The 14790-nt window shown below is 61.6% G+C and carries 13 protein-coding genes; 2 read left to right on the top strand and 11 right to left on the bottom strand.

Annotated elements, in window-relative coordinates; translation table 11 throughout:
• Positions 1-12: 12 nt before the first annotated feature.
• Genes HS101_05190 through HS101_05165 form a run of 6 tightly spaced genes read right to left on the bottom strand, consistent with a single transcriptional unit; the run spans position 13 to position 5523 of the window.
• Positions 13-432, bottom strand: a complete 420-nt coding sequence (locus tag HS101_05190; protein ID MBE7505666.1) for an acyl-CoA thioesterase — start codon at positions 430-432, stop codon at positions 13-15.
• Positions 422-2128, bottom strand: coding sequence for a sodium:solute symporter family protein (locus HS101_05185; GenBank protein ID MBE7505665.1), 1707 nt, complete (start codon positions 2126-2128; stop codon positions 422-424). Before HS101_05185 ends, HS101_05190 begins: the two co-directional genes overlap by 11 nt.
• Complete coding sequence (locus HS101_05180; protein ID MBE7505664.1) at positions 2125-2364, bottom strand: hypothetical protein; 240 nt, start codon at positions 2362-2364, stop codon at positions 2125-2127. Before HS101_05180 ends, HS101_05185 begins: the two co-directional genes overlap by 4 nt.
• Positions 2361-3632 (bottom strand): tryptophan 7-halogenase, encoded by a 1272-nt coding sequence (locus HS101_05175; protein ID MBE7505663.1) that lies wholly within the window; start codon positions 3630-3632, stop codon positions 2361-2363. The genes HS101_05180 and HS101_05175 overlap by 4 nt, the downstream gene beginning before the upstream one ends.
• The gene (locus HS101_05170) at positions 3614-4192 is read right to left on the bottom strand and encodes a hypothetical protein (protein ID MBE7505662.1); all 579 of its coding nucleotides are present in this window, start codon (positions 4190-4192) and stop codon (positions 3614-3616) included. Before HS101_05170 ends, HS101_05175 begins: the two co-directional genes overlap by 19 nt.
• Entirely contained in the window at positions 4189-5523 is a 1335-nt protein-coding gene (locus HS101_05165; GenBank protein MBE7505661.1) for a coproporphyrinogen III oxidase family protein, read from the bottom strand. Before HS101_05165 ends, HS101_05170 begins: the two co-directional genes overlap by 4 nt.
• A 183-nt stretch (positions 5524-5706) precedes the next feature.
• On the opposite strand from HS101_05165, the gene HS101_05160 reads away from it, so the two are divergent.
• Positions 5707-6300, top strand: coding sequence for an HAD family hydrolase (locus HS101_05160; protein ID MBE7505660.1), 594 nt, complete (start codon positions 5707-5709; stop codon positions 6298-6300).
• A 53-nt stretch (positions 6301-6353) separates the two neighbouring features.
• The gene (locus tag HS101_05155; GenBank protein MBE7505659.1) at positions 6354-6701 is read left to right on the top strand and encodes a hypothetical protein; all 348 of its coding nucleotides are present in this window, start codon (positions 6354-6356) and stop codon (positions 6699-6701) included.
• 83 nt (positions 6702-6784) lie between these two features.
• On the opposite strand, the gene HS101_05150 is transcribed toward HS101_05155, so the two are convergent.
• From HS101_05150 to HS101_05130, 5 genes are all read right to left on the bottom strand, one after another.
• Positions 6785-7138: a hypothetical protein gene (locus HS101_05150; protein ID MBE7505658.1), complete on the bottom strand. Its 354-nt coding sequence runs from the start codon at positions 7136-7138 to the stop codon at positions 6785-6787.
• 202 nt (positions 7139-7340) lie between these two features.
• Positions 7341-7748 carry a hypothetical protein gene (locus HS101_05145; protein MBE7505657.1) on the bottom strand — a complete coding sequence of 136 codons (408 nt, stop codon included), beginning with the start codon at positions 7746-7748 and terminating at the stop codon, positions 7341-7343.
• 171 nt (positions 7749-7919) lie between these two features.
• The gene (locus tag HS101_05140; GenBank protein ID MBE7505656.1) at positions 7920-11327 is read right to left on the bottom strand and encodes a PD40 domain-containing protein; all 3408 of its coding nucleotides are present in this window, start codon (positions 11325-11327) and stop codon (positions 7920-7922) included.
• Between the two features lie 1388 nt (positions 11328-12715).
• Positions 12716-13579: a hypothetical protein gene (locus HS101_05135; protein ID MBE7505655.1), complete on the bottom strand. Its 864-nt coding sequence runs from the start codon at positions 13577-13579 to the stop codon at positions 12716-12718.
• A 168-nt stretch (positions 13580-13747) separates the two neighbouring features.
• Positions 13748-14608: an acetyl-CoA carboxylase carboxyltransferase subunit beta gene (locus HS101_05130; protein MBE7505654.1), complete on the bottom strand. Its 861-nt coding sequence runs from the start codon at positions 14606-14608 to the stop codon at positions 13748-13750.
• Positions 14609-14790: the final 182 nt, after the last annotated feature.

Genomic DNA, 14790 nt, shown 5'->3' with positions numbered 1-14790 from the left:
CCCGAACGAGGCTCACTGCGGGCTCTTAAGCATCCGTTCGCGAATGTCCGCGGGAATGGTGATGGACTCAAATCGTCCACCCTCGAATGTTCGACAGCAGACCGCCTTCATGCGGCCGCGGGCCGCCTTGATCCCATCTTTGTAAAAGGTGACTTCATAGGTTATCGACTTGTGGCTCAGCGACATCAATTCGAGATGAAGCTCCAGCACGTCCTCGAATCGCGCAGGGGCGAAATACTCGCAGCTCACCATGATGCGCGGCCAGCTCACCGTCCCCACGGCGTGCGGCTGGATCACGCTCATCCCCAGCGACCGGAACCAGGCGTGCTCGATCTCCTCCATCCAGCGGAGGTAATTCGAAAAATGCATGACGCCGGCGGTGTCGGTGTCCACAAACTGTACCCGGCGCGTCATCTTGAACTCAGCGAGCATCTGCCGTCCTTCCGAAGAATCGTTCAATCGTCGCCGCCGTCGGCGCTCTCGTCAAAACCGACACAACCACCAGCGCCAGCGCCGATGCGCCGACGACGATCGCCACCGGAGGGACCCCCATGTACATGTAGTCGTCATCGCCCGCCCAGCCCGATGCGCGAAACAACCCAAACCACGTTGCCCCCGTCGTCAGGATGGCGGCATAAGCCCCCGCCTTCGTCACCCGCCGCCAATACAGCGCCGCAATCACCAGCGGGAACAACCCCGCAAAGCCCGCGAAGCACCAGATGCCCAGCGTAAACACGCCGCCGGGCCGCGTCAGCGCCAATAGATAGCTCACCACCACGACGATCACCACAAAGATGCGCCCCGTGATAACGCGCTGGCGATCCGTCAACCGGTCGCGGCCGATGTAGTGCGCAACGATGTCATTGGTGAAGATGCTCCCCAGACAGAGAAACTGCGAATCCAGCGATGACATGATCGCCGCCAGAATCCCCGCCGTCAGCAAACCCGGTAACAGATTACTATGCAGATCGGCCACCAGCTTCCCCAGCACGGCGTTCGGATTGGCAAACCCGTAGGGAATCGCCGGCTGACCGTCGATCATCGCCGACGTCGCCCACACCCCCATCAGAATGCACGGCAGCCACACCAGCAAAATCAATATCGGGTGCGCCACCACCGCCAGCCGAAAAGACTTCGCGGACTTCGCCGTCAGCCAATGCTGAAAAATGTGCGGGAACATCCCAATGGAAAGCGGGATCAGCAGATACGAAAGGAAATAGACCCGGCTCATCGTGACGGGCGACTTGGGCGGTATGGGCTTGGCGCCGCGCTCAAACTCCGGCACGGCCTCCCACGCGGCAAGCTTTTTCTCAAACAGCGCCTTGTCCACGCGATAGCGCACCTGCGGCCCATCCTCCGCGACCGTCCGGCTGAGCTTCTCCGGATTCCGCTCGGCCACCATCGCGGTGGCACTGCGCATCCCGCCAAAGCGATCGGCCACCGCCAGAAAGCACACCAGACCGAGAATGATGAAAACGAGCGTCTGAAAAGTGTTCGCCCAGGCCGTGCCGCGCACGCCGCCGAAGAACACATAGATCAGCACCACGCAGCAAACAACGCCCGCGCCGATCCAGAACGGAATCGCTCCCGCCTGCACCGCCGCCGCGCCGACGCCGTGGGCGGGGAACACCGTCGGAAACGCCCCCTCCGTCACCCGTTCTATCGTCGCCCCGGCCCCGATCACACCGATGAGCAGATACGGCACGATCAACCCGACGAGAATCGGAAACAGCACCAGCCCCAGCTTGTCGGACTCAAATCGATCGCGGAAAAACTGGATCTGCGTGGTGTAGCCGAATCGCTTGCCGAACGACCAAAGCCTGATCCCCACCAGAAAAAAGCACATCGAGTGGACAATCCCCGACGACGAAGCCATCAGCCCGTAAACCCCGATGCCGTCCTTGAATGCCTGCCCGGTGGAACCCACAAGGGCAAACGCCGTCATCGTCGTGCCGAAAAGCGACATCAGCAGCAGAAACGACCCGATCCCGCGCGACGCGAGAAAATAATCGGCGGCCGTCCCCCTGAAAAACCGATTGCTGACAACCCCGAGGCCCAGCAGCAGCGCGAGGTACGCAACGATCACGGCGACCACAACTTGCCCGTTGTTCAGCGCAGCGAGAATCATCCGCCGGTATCCCTCGTCGGCGGCATCCCCTCCGCGGCCTGCTCGTCCACGTCAGCGGGCCAGCAGTATGTCACCGCAAGGGCCCAGACAATCGCCGCCCCGATCGAAATGCAGACATGCCACATCAGCCCGATGGGAACGATGCCGAAGGCCAGCGGTTGAATGCGATCCCAGGCCCAGTAGTCCTGATGAGCGACGAGTAGCAGCACGACCAGTCCGATGACGACGCGTCTCATCCGGCTGCTGCGCCCTCTTCCACCCGGATCGCCTCGGGAAGGTCGATGCGCCCCTTCATCGCGCTGAAGACTTCGGCCACCTCATCGTTGAATACGTCACCGATGAGGATGCGCGTGATGTGCTCCTTGAACTGCGGAAACTCCCGTACGAACGCCCCCATGCGGAATTTGGGATCGTAATAGGCATAGACCAGCATGCGGATGCGCTGCATCCCTTCGGCGACATGCCCGCCGAACCTGCCAAGCCGCGCCGCGGAAGTATCGCCGGCCGTCAGGGCCTCATGCACCGCGTCCGCCGCCAGTTCGCCGCTCTTGAGGGCCAGCATCACGCCGGAAGAATAAAGCGGATCCAGAAATCCGAAGGCGTCGCCCACCAGCACCCAGCCGTCTCCGGCGCAGCGCTTTGAGCGGTAGGAAAAATCCGACGTCGTATAAATCTGTGCCGTCCGCTCGGCATGCTCCATGCGCCGCGCCAGGCCCGTGCATTTGGCGATTTCCTCGTCGAGGATGGCGGCCGGATCGTCCCCGCGACCGCTATACAGATAGTTCGGCGGTGCAACCACGCCGACACTGGTGATGCCGCCGGCCAGCGGAATAAACCAGAACCAGCCGCCCGACTCCGGCAGGGCGATCACCAGCGTCGCGCCGGCGTTTCGACCTTCATCGCGCAGCGCATTCTTGTAATACGAATAGATGACGGCGTTCTTGAGCTTCTCATCGCCGTAGCGCAGCTTCAGCTTGCGAGCGATGATGCTCGACTGTCCCGAGGCATCGACCACAACCGCCGCCCGAATCTCACGACTCTGCCCCCCGATGACGACGCTCACCCCCACCGCACGATCGCCCTCGAAGAGCACCTCGCGGACACTCGCCTGTTCGACAACCTGCGCCCCATGCTCCCGGGCATTATCGAGCATCATCTGATCGAATCGGGCCCGATCCACCTGCCAGGTGCGCGTCCACTCGTCGGCGTCCCAGTCGGAAAAGAAGAAGGGCGACGAGTCCTTCCCGCTCGGGCTGACGAACTGCACGCTCTCCTTGATCGTGAAGTCCGAGGCCTTCATCTTTTCGAGCATGCCGATGCGCTTGAGGGTCCAGTAGGTGTAGGGAATCAGCGATTCGCCGATGTGATGGCGCGGAAATTTGCCGCGCTCCAGCACGAGCACACGACGGCCGTGGCCCGCGAGGATCGTGGCGACCGTCGTCCCGGATGGGCCGCCGCCGATGATGATAACGTCGTAATGGTTGCTCAGGCTTCCCGAATCCATCGATCCGTCACCACCTCCAGCAACTCGATCGCTGGTGCATTATCACAGAAAATCGTGGCCAGTCTCCCATAAGCCTCGGTCATCTGATCGTCGCCAAAGTCGTCCAGAAACTTGCAGGATCGATCGAACCGGTAGTACCACTTCGGCTCGATGCGCCGCATCACCTTCGCCTTGACCAATAGCTCCCCAAGCGGCGCCGATTGGGCCACGATCTTTTGCCGGACGTCCTGTGTCGCGTAGCGAAGGTCGATCTTCATCATCCCCAACTCGATCACCCGATCGCCCTCCGGCAGGAACAGGCTGATGTAGCGGCGGTAGATCGGCGGCGTGGACTCAACCCTGATGACATTCAGTCGCACGTCCTCGCCGTGATGAGCGCGCAGCGTCTCGGTCATGTGTTCGTTGTGGACCAGCAGGCGGCGATACACGCGGGGCATCTCCGCCGACGTAACGACCGTTGCCCCGGATAAATCGACGTCTTTCCCGAGAAACTGGGAGCAAAACTCGTATAACGCGGCCTGCGGATCGGTCTGAGCGTGAAGCTGTTGTGGTGAACTCATGTGTAGCGAATATCCCGATAGGCGTCTTCAAAAAATCTGGGCAACAGGGCATCGACGCGGAGAATGCCCTGACGATTGAGGCGAAGTTCGCCGTTGGCCTCATGTAGAAAGCCGTCCCGGCGAAGCCCGGCGATCGCTTCGCGGAATCGGTCCATGATCTTAACGCCGAACTTGCTCAAAAAATATGCCGAATCGACCTGGCCGGTCTTCAGTTGCAGGATCAGCTCCCGAATCATCAGCGATTCGTCCGTCACACGCAGCGCCCGCGAAATCGGCAGCTCACCGCGGTCGATCGCCCCGATGTAGTCGGCCCACTGATCGGCATTCTGGTAATGAACCCCGCCGAAATGCGAAAACGAGGCAACGCCGGTGCCGACCATGTCCGCGCCGTGCCACAGCGAATCTCGATAGATGAATCCCGCATGCCGCGACTTCTTCACCAGCGTGTAAGCGCTGGATACCTCGTAGCCCGCTGCCTCAAATCGGCGGAAGGCCTCATCCACCCAGCGACGCTTCGTCTCCCAGTCCGCGACCGGCGTGGAGCCGCCGGCCGTCAGCGCCTCACGCGAAAAGACCGCATTGAACGGAAGCTCCATCTGGTAAATCGTCACGCTGTCCGGATCGAGGGCCACCGCCTTCTCAACAGTGGCTGTCCACTTGGCGTCGGTGTCTCCCACCATCCCGGCGATCAGGTCGATGTTGATCTGGGCGAAGCCCGTGTTCCGCGCCCAGTCGTAGGCCCTGAAAATCTCCGGAGACTTATGGGCTCGGCCGTTGGTCTCCAGCACCTCGTCGTCAAAGTGCTCCACGCCCAGTGACAGCCGCGTGACCCCGATCTCGCGGATCACCGCCAGCTTGCTCTCCTTGAGCGTGCCCGGCTCGCATTCAAAGGTGACTTCCCGCGCCGCGTCCCAGTTCCAGTGCCGCCGAATCTTCTCGATGAGCCGGCGAAGCTGCTCGTTGGAAAGGAAAGACGGCGTCCCACCGCCGAAATAGACGAACTCAAACTGCCGGTCCGCCAGACCCGCCCGTTCGGCATAGAGCCCGATCTCCCGCCCCAGGGCATCGGTATAGGCGTCCACCTCGTCGGCGTTCTTGTCGATATACACGCGAAAATAACAGAACTTGCACCGCTTCCGGCAAAACGGAATGTGCAGGTACAGTCCAAGCGGCCTGTCCGGCTCGCTCGGCGTGTTCAGGGCCGAAATCGCCTCGGATACCTGCTCCGGCTGCCACACCGAAAACGGAGGATAATTCGCCACGAAATAGCTCCCCACCTCCGTGGGCTTCGCAGGCACGGCGGAGTCTTCATATTGCGGCAGTCGGACCATCGGGCGGAGACCTCAGGCACAAAAGCATGACCCAAATCGGGGGCCGGGGCAGTGTGAATGACCTATCCTAGTAAAAAACGCGGCTGCCCACCATTCCTTGCGGTAAATCCTGCCATGGGTGGACCATTTAGAAGCCGCCGATACGCTGACGCCCAGGCCCATTAGAATCAGGCGCAACAATCCATGACCTCCAACACGGCCCAACCCAGCCATCACGACTCCCATCGCCCCTCTGTCTTCCTCGATCGCGATCACACCCTCATCGATGACCCCGGCTACATCAACGACCCGTCACAGGTCTTCCTCCTCCCCGGCGTCGGCCAGGCGATCTCGAAACTCCGCGCTGCCGGCTACCTCGCCGTGGTCGTCACCAATCAATCCGGCCTCGCCCGCGGCCGCATCACCGAGTCCCAGTTGTCGGCCGTTCATGTTCGCCTGATGGAATTGCTCAAAGCCGAAGGAACGGCCCTCGACGCCATCTACCACTGCCCCTACCTGCCCGGCGACGAGGCCATCGTCGAGAAGTACCGCCGTGACAGCGACCTCCGCAAGCCCAGGCCCGGAATGCTCCTCGCGGCGGCAAAGGATTTGAAAATCGATCTGAGTCGATCGTGGATGATCGGCGACTCCGCCCGCGACATCCAGGCCGGCCGCGCGGCGGGCTGCCGGACGATTCTCATCGGCAGGGCCGATTCAAAGGCCCACGAAGTCGATCATGTCGCGCCGGACTTGCCCTCCGCCGTCGAGATAGTATTGTCCTTCTCGCTCAGGACGTGATTCTTTCGCTTTGCGGATCGGTCTCATGAACCGGCGACAGGAGGAGTTAATCGATGAACGATGCAGGGCCAGCAGAGCGACCGACAACGACCCCATCAATGCGCCCCGGCCCGCTTCACGGCGACTCAACGCCCGAGCGTGACGTACATCTCGAATCCATCCTCGAAGAAATCCGCATGCTCCGTCGTGAGCAGCAGCACGAAGACTTCTCCATCGCCCGACTCGCCGGCGCCGTCGCCCAGGCCTTCGCCCTCTGCTCGATCGGCTGGGGCCTCTTCGCCTGGATCGACGCCACCCCCGAAACCCTCGCCGCCGCCGCCACCACCGCCACCATCCGCCTCCTCGCCGGCATCGGCTTCCAGCTCATGGCCCTGACCTGCTTCAGCGCGTCGCGTCGATAGACCTCGCGTCAACGACGCCAAAAAAAATGGTCGGGCCGCCCCTATTGAAGGACGGCCCGACCGGGAAGAACTACCAACTCTGACTAGGCATCCGGATCATCATCGCCGCAGCAGGCGGGAAGATCCTCCCCGTCGCAGCACACGACAACGCAGCAGTCCTCTTCACAGTCTTCGCAGCATTCGCAGTCCTCGCAGGACACGCAGCATTCGCTGTCCTCGCACGACTCGCAGCATTCGCATTGCGCGCAGGCGTCTGCATCACAGGCCGCCACCTTGCATGCCTGCTCCGAGTCACAGGTCGCTTTGCATGACGCGTCATCCCCAATGCAACCCGGCATCGACTTGTTAACGCCGCCGGAGGCCGTCGAGATGGTAAACGTCGCGCCGATCATGACGATCCCGATGATCGCGAACACAAACAGATTCTTCCAGTTCATGACTATTCTCCAAATCAATTCTGTCTATCTAATTCAAATTACATCGAAACTCCGGCCGACGCCGCATTCCGCGAGCGTCGGCGCAGAGCAGGTAAACGGGATGCGCAGCATCGTTGCCCGCCCCTGATGGCGGCATGACCTCAGTTCAATCGTTGGATTCGATCTGAGCGTCGCGCGCGCAGCACGGGCGCTGGGGTGTGAATCAATTCAGCCAGACACAAAGAATCGACTGGATGGACAAGCCCGACGCGCGAATCGGCGTCGATGCCGCACGATTGAAGCACGGCCGCTCCGATTCGACGAGATGTGCGATCAACCGAACAACGGGCGTCGGCTCGGCCTGCGGCCGTTTCTCGTTCGCCCCGGCGACCTGAAGGTGTGAATGCGGATTCGGACCTGTCGGAGCCACGGGCGTCGGCGCGCAGGCAAGCATCCCGTCGCACGCAGCACCCACGCAGATAAAAACACAGCAGCCCGAGTCTGGCTCAACAGAAACGCAGCAACAATAATCGGTCTCACTCGCCTCGCCCGCGGCGCGCAGATGTGCGTCAACCGCCCGCTGCACCAGCGGCGGATACAGAATGACCGACCACGTCAAGATCAATTGCATCCACATGACGATGCCTATTGTACCCGCTTAACCGATCGAGAGTCCAAACCAGGACACTTTTATCAACTTTAGATGCTATACGGGAGCCTTGTTGTGAGCATCTCCTCCACGAAAAACAGACGCCGTTCCCATGCACGCTCCGGCCGCCTGAATAGCTCCATTCAGTCTTTGCTATTGATCTTCCCTTTTCAGCCCCATCCCGCTGCGATCCGGCGCCTGCGGCCGCTTCGGCGGCGTATACGGATTCCGCTCCAGCTCTTCCAGCATGTGCGAGATCGCCGCGTCCAGTTGGACATCCTTCCCCCCAGCCATCTTGCCCGGATCGTCGATCACCTCGATGTCCGGGTCGACGCCGTGACCCTCTACGCCCCACGTCCCGTCATTCTCGTAAAACCCAAACGTCGGCACATTCGTGTCACCGCCATCGACAAACGACGGATTGCCGCTGATGCCGACCAGCCCGCCCCACGTGCGCATGCCGATCAGCTTGCCCATCTTGTTAAACCGGAACAGCCACGGGAACATGTCGCCGCCGCTGCCCGCCAGCCCGTTGATCAGCATGCACTTGGGCCCTTGCTGCGCATCCGGCGGCCACGGCCAGTCGTTGCCGTCGCGCCGCGCCCAGTAGTTCGTGTTCGGACGATTGAGCAGCTCGATGAACCGCGTCGGTATCTGCCCGCCGCCGTTCCACCGCTCGTCGATGATCAGCGCCTTGCGATCGACCTGCCCGTAAAACTGACGCACCAGATCGTTCTGACCGTCGACACCGGTATTCGGCACATAGATGTAACCGACCCGCCCGTCGGTCTTCTCGGCCACATAGGCCCGATTCTTCTCGATCCACGCCCGATACCGCAGCCCCGCCTCGCTGCCCTCCGGCTTCACGACCACCTCGCGCGCCTTGTCATCCAGCGTCGCGTTCTCGCTCACCGTCAGCGTCACGTTCAAGCCCGCCATCCCCTCCAGCGCCGACCACGGATCGCGCGCCTCATCCACCGGCACGCCGTTCACCGCCAGCAGATAGTCTCCCTCATTCACAACGCTGCCCGGCTGCTTGAGCGGACTCCGCGCATCGCTGTCCCACGGCGCGCCCTCGTAAATCTTCGTGATCCGGTAAGCCCCGTTCTCCAGAGCGTAGTCGCAGCCCAACAGGCCCACGGCGACGCTCGGCTCCTTCTCGCCATCACCCGAGCCGCGCACGTACGCATGCCCGACGTTAAGCTCGGAAATCATCTCCCCAATGATGTACGTCAGGCCCTCGCGCGACGAGCAATCGGCCAGCATCACCTCGTATTGCTTGCGCACCGCCGGCCAGTCCACCCCGTGCATGTTTGCCACATAAAAGAAGTCGCGATGCAGTCGCCACGCCTCGTTGAAGATCTGTCGCCACTCCTCGCGCGGATCGACGTCGATCCCCATCCCCGCCATCGGCACGCCCTTCTCCAGCTTCTGATCCGCCGCCGCATCGACGATGTAAAACGACTTGCCCTCCTTGCGCACGATCAGCTTCTTCCCGTCGGCGCTGATGCCGTATCCGCGAACATCCGAGGCGACCGTCTTCTCCTCTTTCTTGTCCGCCTTCTCGTCGTTCATGTCGAAGAGCCGCAGCGACGCCTTCGAATCCGGCCGCCCGCGCGCGCCCGATCGAATGTACATCAACTGCCCCTTGTCATTCACCGACAATCCGCCGAAGTTCCCGCGCTCCACCGGCAATTGAAACGCCCGCGCCTCAAAGCCGTCGAGGTCGATGACCACCGGCTTGTCGTCCTTCTTCTTGTCCTTATCCTTCTCTCCGTCCTTCTCGTCATCCTTGCCCTTTTCCTCGCCATCTTCCTCGGCGTCCTTCTTCTCATCCGCTTTATCGCCGTCCTTCTCGTCGCCGTCCTTCTTGTCCTTGCCGTCCTTTTCCTCCGGCTTCTCCTCATCGCTCTTCGGCGCCAGCGGAGACTTCACATCTTTCCGCAGCGGCACGGCGTGCAGCCGATCCATCTCCGCATAAACCCAGGAGTTGCCCAGATCTTCATAAATAGGCGACGAAAACTCACGATTGCTCGCAAAGTAAAGAAACTCGCCCTTGCGATCGAACGCCGGCGACTTGTCGTTGAACATCCCGCTCGTGACCTGATGCTTCTCGCCCGTCTCGACGTTGTAAAGCCAGATCGCCCCCTGCTGATTATCTCCCGTCCGCGAATACGCAATCCACCGCGAATCGTGCGACCACGCCGCGCCCAGCCGATTCGTCCACGGGTCCTTGTCAATCAGCTTCGTCGCCCCGCTCTCCATCGTGCAGAGATAAAGCGCGCCCGTCTTGTCCGCGAACGTGACGTACTTCGAATCCGGCGACCAGCCATCCATATACCGATAGCAATTGCCGTCCGCCGTCACCCGCCGCGACTCGCCCTTGCCGTCCGCCGACCGCACATACACGTCGTACTCGCCCGTCTCATCCGACAGATACGCGATCTGCTTCCCGTCGGGGCTCCAGATGGCGTCGCGCTCCGCAATACCGCTCGTCCGCGTCAGTCGTCGCGGCGCACCCTCCTTCGCGGGCACCGTCCAGATATCGCCGCGCGCCTCCAGCACTGCCCGCTTCCCCGTGGAAGAGATGTTCCACGACCCCACGAAATCTCCCGCATCCACCTGCTTCGGTCGCAGCTTCGGACGATCGCCGGGAATATCCACCGTGACCGCCTTGCTCGCCTTCGTCCCAAGGTCGAGCAGGAAAAGCTCCGCCCCCTTCTGATAGACAATCTCCCCCTGCCCGTTCGCCCCCGGCCCCATCGATGGCCACTTCACGTCATAGTCGGCGATCTTCGTGACCTGCTCGGTCTTGCCGCTCGTCGTGTCGTACGACCAGATGTTCAGCCGATGCTCCGCCCCCGCGTCCGAGAGGTAATACACCGTCTTCCCGTGCCACATCGGCAGCGTATCGGTGCCCTCCCAGTTCGTGATCTTCTTCGACTCGTTCGTCTTCAGATTAAACAGCCACACATCCGTCGCCATGCCGCCGCGATATCGCTTCCACGTGCGAAAGTCCCGGCTGTGCGGCGTGTAAGCCAGCCACGTGCCGTCGTCACTGATCGCTCCATTCGCCCCATACGGCACAGGCACCTGCGTCGGCAATCCGCCCGTCACCGGCACGGTGTAAAGCTGCTGCTGCCGAGGCAATCCCGCGAAGCCGCTCGTCATGTACAAAAGCCCGCCGTCCGGCGTCCAGTCGCAAAGCTGCTCTGTCGACGGGTGATACGTCACGCGCTGCGATACGCCGCCGCCCGTCGGCAGCGTGTACAGATCACGATTGCCCTCGTAATTACCCACGAACGCAATTGTCTTCCCGTCCGGGCTGAACTTCGGCGCAAGCTCCTGCCCCGGAGGACCTGCCAGCGGAAGCGCAAGACCGCCCTCGCGCGACACAATCCACAGATCGTTCGCATAGGCAAAGACGATGTGCGTCGCGCTCACATCCGGGAAGCGCAGCATCCCGGCGTGCGGACGATGCGCATCCGTCGGTGCCGCCACGGCGACACTCGTTGCAAGGGCAAGAACGGCAAGATGAATCCGCAGGAATCGAGAAATCACGTATCTACCTCCAAGTATGAGTTTGCTTCTCTTCGCCTCACAAGTAGGGTGGGCTCTGCCCACCACCACGCCCGCACCGACACGCGGGGCCACGTATCCTCGTGCGGCTCCTCTGTAGCGCCACCCCTAGTGGGTGGCGAGGACGCGCGATCCCGACCACCCCGGGCAATACGTCGCCCTCGCAAATCCCTATGCAACGCGGATTTGCACCGAATCGTCCGTTGATCGCCGTTTGGACAGATAAGCGCGAGACGACATTCGGCCAATCGGTGGGTATCCTACGATCAAACGGCCGGAGGGTGAATCCCTTTCAGCCGTCAGCAAGCCGCGAGAAACAAAGAGGCCCGATCGCGTGATGAATCGCATGAGCCAGGTGCGGGATTGCAAAGCTCCTCGCAACCCAAGCCCCTGTTCCCTCCGTGTCACCTTCCAAAAGGTCGGCTTCAGCCGAACAGCGTTTGCCGCCAGTTTCAACTGGCGATGAAGAGCCCACACCCACCCGTTCTTTTTCCCTCTCCCCCGCCGGCCTCAGCCCGGCTTGCGCCAAACCCGTCAGCCCCGCGCGCACACGGAGCAAATAGATTTGTTCCGTTGATCGGCAGGGAATGAGAAGTCAGCCCCGCGCGCACACGGAGCAAATGGATTTGTTACGTTGATCGGAAGGGAATGAGAAGTCAGTCCCGCGCGCACACGGAGCAAATATCAACTATGAGATGTCTGCCATCAATCCCACTCTTGCGCCTGCCACCCTCGGACCCCATCCCGCGCCCACCCGGCCCGGCAAATTTCCATCACCGCCGCGCCTCAAGCCTCAGGCCCCAGGTCTCAGGTCCTTTTCGCCAAAAATCACCCAAACCGCGCTCCATCCCAACACAAGCCCGCCACAACACAAGCCCGCCACAACACTTGCCAGCGAAAAAAATCGCGTGTGTCACTATATGTCACCTTCCATTTTGAAGCAGTTACGCGCGATCAACGAAGCGGCTTGCCGTTTGGCGATGGCCCACCATCGGCCCTCGCATCGCCCTGTGTCATCCCCTTTGCATTCGCCCTCGACCCCTCGGCTCCTTTCCGCGCCTTATGTCACCTTCGATTTCACAAGACTTACGCGAACGCCGCCGCCCCCCGATCCGAGCCGCGCGCGTCAGCAAGCGGTACCAGAAAATCCGGACCCCAATTGCATTCAACGCCAAGCGCCGACCCAATCAGCACCGCCGCCTCTGCATTCACCTGGACCCTCTCGAATGCCCCCACGCAACCCCGCCGCCGCGCACCGTTTCGACGTTTCGACGTTTCCCCCTTCAATCCGCCCTCCGCGCGAAGCAATTTTTGCGCGCGGACCTTCCGGCAGAGTGAATTTAATGGAAGTTGAAGAAAAGAACTTGAAGCTACATGCCCGGCTTGCCGCCGCCGCGGCCGTCCCGATCGTCGCCGCCGTCGTCGTGGCCTTCCTTCTTGATCGGCGATTTCAGATCGATGACGATCCCGCCCCTCCGGCCGTAGACCACCATTGCGGTGACGTCCTGCTTCAGCTCGAAGTCGGCCGGTTCAATCGCCTGATTGGCCGAGTCCTTGTACTTCGTCACATCGTCAAAGACCCGGAGCTTCAGCTTCTTGTTGCTCACCTTGGGTTTGACATTGCCCTTGTCGCCTCGAGGGCTGTCCTTCTTCGGCGGCGCGTCGGGCCAGGGGTGATCGTTGATCGGCTTGCCCTTGATCACCACGAGATCGTCGCCAATCTCCTCCAGTTTCCCCGTCACTTCCAGGCTGTCAAAGGTCACCCGCGAGAGCACGTTTATTTTCTTCGTCTTCTTGTCGTCGGGGTTCTTCTTCCGATCCGTCACCTTCCAGGTGCACTTGCAGTAAAGCCCCTTGATCAGGACGTCTGCGTACTCCTCAGGTTCAAAGTCCTTTCGGTCACCCAGCTCAATCATCACCGGGTCGTCGCGAAGCACCAGCAGCTTCACCGGTCGCCCCGTCGCCGGCTTCACCGTAAAATAGGCAAGCACATCCTCGGGGTCCCCCTTCTTGGGTCCGGTGTATTTCATGATCCAGCCCGATGCCGAACCGGTTGCTCGATCGTCAGACGTGTCGCCGCCTGGGTCGCGCGGTCCGCCGCCCCGGCCCCCGCCGCCTCCACCGCCGCCCGTCATCTGCGCGGAACATGCGTTGGCGATGATCAAGGCCGCCGCGACAGCGAAGAGCGAAGCCCACGCGGAGATTGGATACCGTCTTGTCGTTGCGAGTCTCATGGGAGGTCTCCTTCGGGTGTGCGCTCGCGTGTCGGGATGAATCAGGCTCGGGGGCTCGCCGGTTTGCCGGGACCCATCCCGTCGCAATCAATTATAGCGACTCATCGTGCCTCGGTGGAGTTTGTCGGGATTCACCAGGTCCGAAGTAAAATCGCGGGATATTGTCCGTTATTTGCCGCAGTAGTCGATGATTCGGGCAATCTCCGTCCGCAGATTGACCCGATCGACGATCCGATCGACGTAGCCGTGCTCAAGCATGAACTCGGCCGTCTGAAATCCTTCCGGAAGCTCGGCCTTGACCGTGTTCCAGATAACCCGCGGCCCGGCAAAGCCGATCATGGCCTTCGGTTCCGCGATCAGGACGTCCCCCAGAAAGGCAAAGCTGGCCGCGACGCCCGCCGTCGTCGGGTCGGTCATCACAGTGATATAGAGCCCGCCGGCGTCATCGTGCCGGGCAATGGCCGCGGAGGTCTTGGCCATCTGCATGAGGCTCACCAGCCCCTCCTGCATCCGCGCCCCGCCCGAACAGGTCACGATAATCACCGGGAGCGACTCGTCCGTCCCCAGCTCGATCGCCGCCGTGATCTTCTCGCCCACCACCGAACCCATCGAGCCCATAACAAAGAACGGGTCCATCACCGCCAGCACGACGGCCCGGCCCTTGATATAGGCCCGACCCGTCAGCACCGCCTCGGACAGGCCGGTCTTCTCCCGGGCATTGGCCAGGCGCGTCGGATAGGCCGTGCTGTCCGACCAGCCCAGCGGGTTCGTGGATACAAGCGAGGGATTCGTCTCTTCAAACGTCTCCGGATCGACAAGCTGCTGAACCCGTGTCCGGGCGTCCACCCGATAGTGGTAGCTGCACTCCGGACAAACCCGAAGCTTCTCTTCAAGCACTTTCTTGAAGATCATCTTCGCGCAGCCGTCGCAGCGCATCCAAAGACCTTCGGGTACTTCGACTTTCTTAGCCATAGCGCGATCAATCCTAAGAGTGGTTCGCAGCGTGCAAGGGCCGCCGCGATGTCGCATGCGATTATACCGCCGCCGCCGCCAGTTCAAAAAGGGCGCCGCACGAAACACCCCCGGAAGGCGAGCAGGACGGCAGGAGTAGAAGAACATGAGCCGGGGGAGGCGAGAAAGAGGGGGAATCGAAAGGGGGGGGTAGCAAACGCAGGGCGGTAAAAAAAGAACAGGACCTGAACGCGATTTCA

It is taken from the genome of Planctomycetia bacterium, from assembly GCA_015075745.1.
Lineage (GTDB): Bacteria > Planctomycetota > Phycisphaerae > UBA1845 > UTPLA1 > UTPLA1.
The sequence above is the reverse complement of the archived record's forward strand: the minus strand, read 5'-3'. Positions and strand labels throughout refer to the sequence as shown.